Origin of the sequence: Streptomyces phytophilus, from assembly GCF_013870535.1 — a bacterium.
Lineage (GTDB): Bacteria > Actinomycetota > Actinomycetes > Streptomycetales > Streptomycetaceae > Streptomyces > Streptomyces phytophilus.
In genome coordinates this window covers 1-3763 of record NZ_JACBXC010000576.1, presented here as the reverse complement: position 1 = coordinate 3763, position 3763 = coordinate 1, and the positions used below count along the sequence as shown (strand labels likewise).

Sequence of the window (3763 nt, the reverse complement as noted above, 5' to 3'; positions counted from 1 at the left end):
ACGACGAGCCCCTGGACGCCCTGTTCGCCGCAGTCGTCGACGACGCCGGGGACGCGGGCGGCGGGCACGGCGACGACGGCGAGGTCGACGGGTTCGTCGATGTCGCGTACGGAGCGGCGTGCGGGGACGTCCTCGGGCAGGAGCGTCTCCTGGTCCGCGGGGTAGGCGTGGTTCACGGCGTAGAGCCGGCCGGTGAAGCCGGCGGCGAGGAGGTTGGCGAGGACGGTGCGGCCGACGCCCCCGGGGCGGCGGCCGACGCCGATCACGGCGACGGAGCGCGGGGCGAGCAGCCGCTGTACGGAGCGGGCCTCGGCGCGCTGTTCGCGGCCGTGCATGACGGCGAGCGACCGCTCGGTGGGCTCCAGCTCGAACTCCAGCCGCACGACGCCGTCCTCGAAGCTGCGCTTCTGGGTGTAGCCGGCGTCCGTGAACACCTTCATCATGCGGCTGTTGGCGGGCAGCACGTCGGCGGCGAAGCGGCGCACGCCGCGCTCGCGGGCGCAGGCGGCGATGTGTTCCAGCAGCGCGGAGGCGACGCCGCGGCCCTGCTGGTCGTCCTGGACGAGGAAGGCCACCTCGGCCTGCGTGGCCCCGTCGGCGGCGGGCTCGGTGCGGTCGTAGCGCACGGTGGCGATGAAGGCGTCGCCGACGACGGCGGCCAGGCCCACCCGGTCGACGTAGTCGTGGTGGGTGAAGCGGTGTACGTCCTTGGCGGAGAGCTGCGGGTGCGGGGCGAAGAAGCGCAGGTACTTGGACTCGTCGGAGACCCGGTCGAAGAACGCGACGAGCCGGTCGGCGTCGTCCGGGACGATCGGCCTGACCTGTGCGGTGCCGCCGTCGCGCAGCACGACGTCGGCCTCCCAGTGGGTGGGGTACTCGTGTGCCGACGGGGTGGCCATGGGGCCCAGGTTACGGTCCGCGCACGCTGGCGGGAGCGGGCGCGGCAGGGCAGTCTGAGGTGACCTCGCCGGGCGTGCCGGGTCCCGCGGGCGGCCGGGGCGGGCGGCGCAGGGCCCGCTCGGGGACGTAAAGCACAGGCCGGCCGCGGTCCGGCCGGTTCGGCGCGCGTGCAAGAATGGTCTAGACAACTAGAACGATGGAAGGGCAACACCATGGTTGAGCGCCGCGTCACCGTCGGCTGGGCCGAGGGGCTGCACGCCCGTCCCGCGTCGATCTTCGTACGGGCGGCCACCGCCGCCGGCGTCCCGGTGACGATCGCGAAGGCCGCCGACGGCAACGCCGTCAACGCCGCCTCCATGCTGGCCGTGCTGGGCCTGGGCGCCAAGGGCGGCGACGAGATCGTCCTCGCCTCGGAGGACGACGCCTCGGACCCCGCGCTCGACCGGCTGGCGAAGCTGGTCGCGGAGGGCCTGGACGAACTGCCCGAAGCCGTCTGACGCCCGTACGCGGGCGAATCCGCACCCCACCGCCGGACGGAATTGGCCGATTACCGCGGGGCGAATTCCGACGGGCCCGGCTTTCCGCCCGCGCCGCCGATTTCCACCCGGCACGTCATTGTTACGGCTGATCGCTTCCCGTGTTTACGGCATGTTTCCGGGAACTCACCCGCACCGTTCTGCGCAATTCGTACGCGGCCGTCGAGCGTTCCAGGTGCGCCGCCGCGAGACCCCTGGCCCGCTCCGCGTAACCGCGCGCCACGGCGTCGGCGATCGCGCCGTGCTCGTCCCACGCCTCCACCGTCCGCACCGCCGGCGAGGGCCCGTACAGCCAGGACACCTTCCGGCGCACCTGCACCAGCAGCGCGGCCAGGCTGCGGCTGCCGGTGGCCTGCGCCAGCGTCTCGTGGAACCACGTGCTCAGCGACGGCAACTCCGCGACGTGCCCGCGCTCGGCCCGCTCCCTGCCCAGCCGCACCAGGCCGTGCAGCACCTTCAGATGGGCCTCCGTACGCCGCTGGGCCGCGCGGGCGGCGCCCAGCGGCTCCAGCAGCGCGCGTATCTCCAGCAGGTCGGCGGCGTCCTGCACGGTGGGCTCGGCGACACAGGCGCCGGCGTGCCGCTTCGTGGTGACGAAGCCCTCCGACTCCAGCGTGCGCAGCGCCTCGCGGACCGGCACCCGCGAGACGCCGTACCGGCGCGCGAGGTGCTCCTCGGCGAGCCGGGCGCCCTGGGCGAAGAATCCGGAGACGATGTCGTCGCGGATCGCCGTGCACACCGCCTGGGAAATACCGCCGTTCACCGCGCACACCGCATCATCCACGCCCCTCAGCGCCGCCGGGTGAACAGTATGGCAGTGGTATGCGAATTACGGCAGGAACGGGAAAGAGCCCGGCGGTACCGCCGGGCTCTTTCCGGACTGCTACGGGCCTTTTACCGCGGTACGCGGAAAAGCCGGCGGTCAGCCCGAGACGACCCTGACCTCACCGATGCCCAGCTCCCGCACCGGCTCGGCGATCTTCTCCGCGTCGCCGACGAGCACGGTGACGAGCCGGTCCGTGGGGAACGCGCTCAGCACCGCAGCCGTGGCCTCCACCGTGCCGGTGTCGGCGAGCCGGGCGTACTGCCGGGCCTGGTAGTCGTCCGGGAGCTGCTGCTCGACCTGGTCGGCCAGCGTGCCGGCGACCGCCGCCGACGTCTCGTACCGCAGCGGGGCGACGCCGACCAGGAAGTCGGCCGCCGCGTCCCGCTCGGCGTCGGTCAGCCCGTCGGCCAGCGAGCGCAGCACCTGCCAGGTGTCGGCCAGCGCCGGGCCCGTCACGTCCGTCTCCACGGAGCCGCCGACGGCCAGCAGCGCGGCCCCGGTGCCGTCGGCCGGGGAGCGCAGCGACTGGGCCGAGGCCCGTACGCCGTAGGTGTAGCCCTTCTCCTCGCGCAGCACGACGTCCAGGCGGGAGGTGAGGGTGCCGCCGAGGCAGTACGTGCCCAGGAGCTGCGCGGGCCAGACGGCGTCGTGCCGGTCGGCGCCGACGCGGCCGACGAGCATCTGCGTCTGCACCGCGCCCGGGCGGTCGACGATGACGACCCGGCCGGTGTCGTCCGCGGCCACCGGTGGCAGCGCGCGGGCCTCGGCGGGGGTGCCGGTCCAGGTGCCCAGCGTGGCGGCCAGCGCGTCGTCGACGTCGGCGCCGGTCAGGTCGCCGACGACCACGACGGTGGCGGTGGCGGGCCGGACGTGGGCGTCGTAGAAGGCCCGTACGGACGCGGCGTCGATCCGCGCGACGGACTCCTCCGTGCCCCAGCGGGGGCGCGAGAGGCGGTCGCCGGCGTCGAACAGCTCGGCGTACAGCGCCATCGCGGCGCGCCGGCCGGGGTTGGCCAGCTCGTGCGGGATCTCGTCGAGCCGGTTGGCGACCAGCCGCTCGATCTCGCCGTCCGGGAAGGCGGGCGCGCGCAGCGCGTCGGCGAGCAGCGTCAGGCCGCGGCGCAGCCGCGAGACGGGCACCTCCAGGGAGACGCGGACGCCGGGGTGGTCGGCGTGCGCGTCCATGGTGGCGCCGCTGCGCTCCAGTTCTGCGGCGAACTCCTCGGCGGTGTGCGTGTCCGTGCCCTCGGAGAAGGCCCGCGCCATGATCATGGCGACGCCGTCGAGCCCGGCGGGCTCGGCGTCCAGCGGCGCGGCGAGGCACACCTCGACGGCGACGACCTGCTGGCCGGGGCGGTGGCAGGTGAGCACCGTGAGCCCGTTGGCGAGGGTGCCGCGGTCGGGCGCCGGGAAGGCCCAGGGCCGGGCGTCGCCGCCCTGCGGGCGGGGGTGGAAGGTCATCGTGCTGGTCGTCTCGGCGGTCACGCCTGAACCTCGTCTT

Annotated in this window: 4 protein-coding genes; 1 reads left to right on the top strand and 3 read right to left on the bottom strand. The window is 74.5% G+C overall.

Features of this window, described 5'->3' with window-relative positions; all coding sequences use genetic code 11:
* Positions 1-899, bottom strand: an 899-nt coding sequence (locus H5J30_RS21565) for a GNAT family N-acetyltransferase (protein WP_181789035.1), incomplete at its 3' end; no start/stop codon positions are given.
* Between the two features lie 213 nt (positions 900-1112).
* Between H5J30_RS21565 and H5J30_RS21560 the strand changes: the two genes are divergently transcribed.
* A complete protein-coding gene (locus H5J30_RS21560) occupies positions 1113-1397 on the top strand; it encodes an HPr family phosphocarrier protein (RefSeq protein ID WP_181789034.1) in 285 nt (94 codons plus the stop codon).
* 121 nt (positions 1398-1518) lie between these two features.
* On the opposite strand, the gene H5J30_RS21555 is transcribed toward H5J30_RS21560, so the two are convergent.
* Together H5J30_RS21555 and H5J30_RS21550 are read right to left on the bottom strand one after the other, a co-directional pair.
* Positions 1519-2208: a GntR family transcriptional regulator gene (locus tag H5J30_RS21555; protein ID WP_181789036.1), complete on the bottom strand. Its 690-nt coding sequence runs from the start codon at positions 2206-2208 to the stop codon at positions 1519-1521.
* A 150-nt stretch (positions 2209-2358) separates the two neighbouring features.
* Positions 2359-3723, bottom strand: a complete 1365-nt coding sequence (locus tag H5J30_RS21550; RefSeq protein ID WP_220189185.1) for a M16 family metallopeptidase — start codon at positions 3721-3723, stop codon at positions 2359-2361.
* Positions 3724-3763 lie beyond the last annotated feature (40 nt).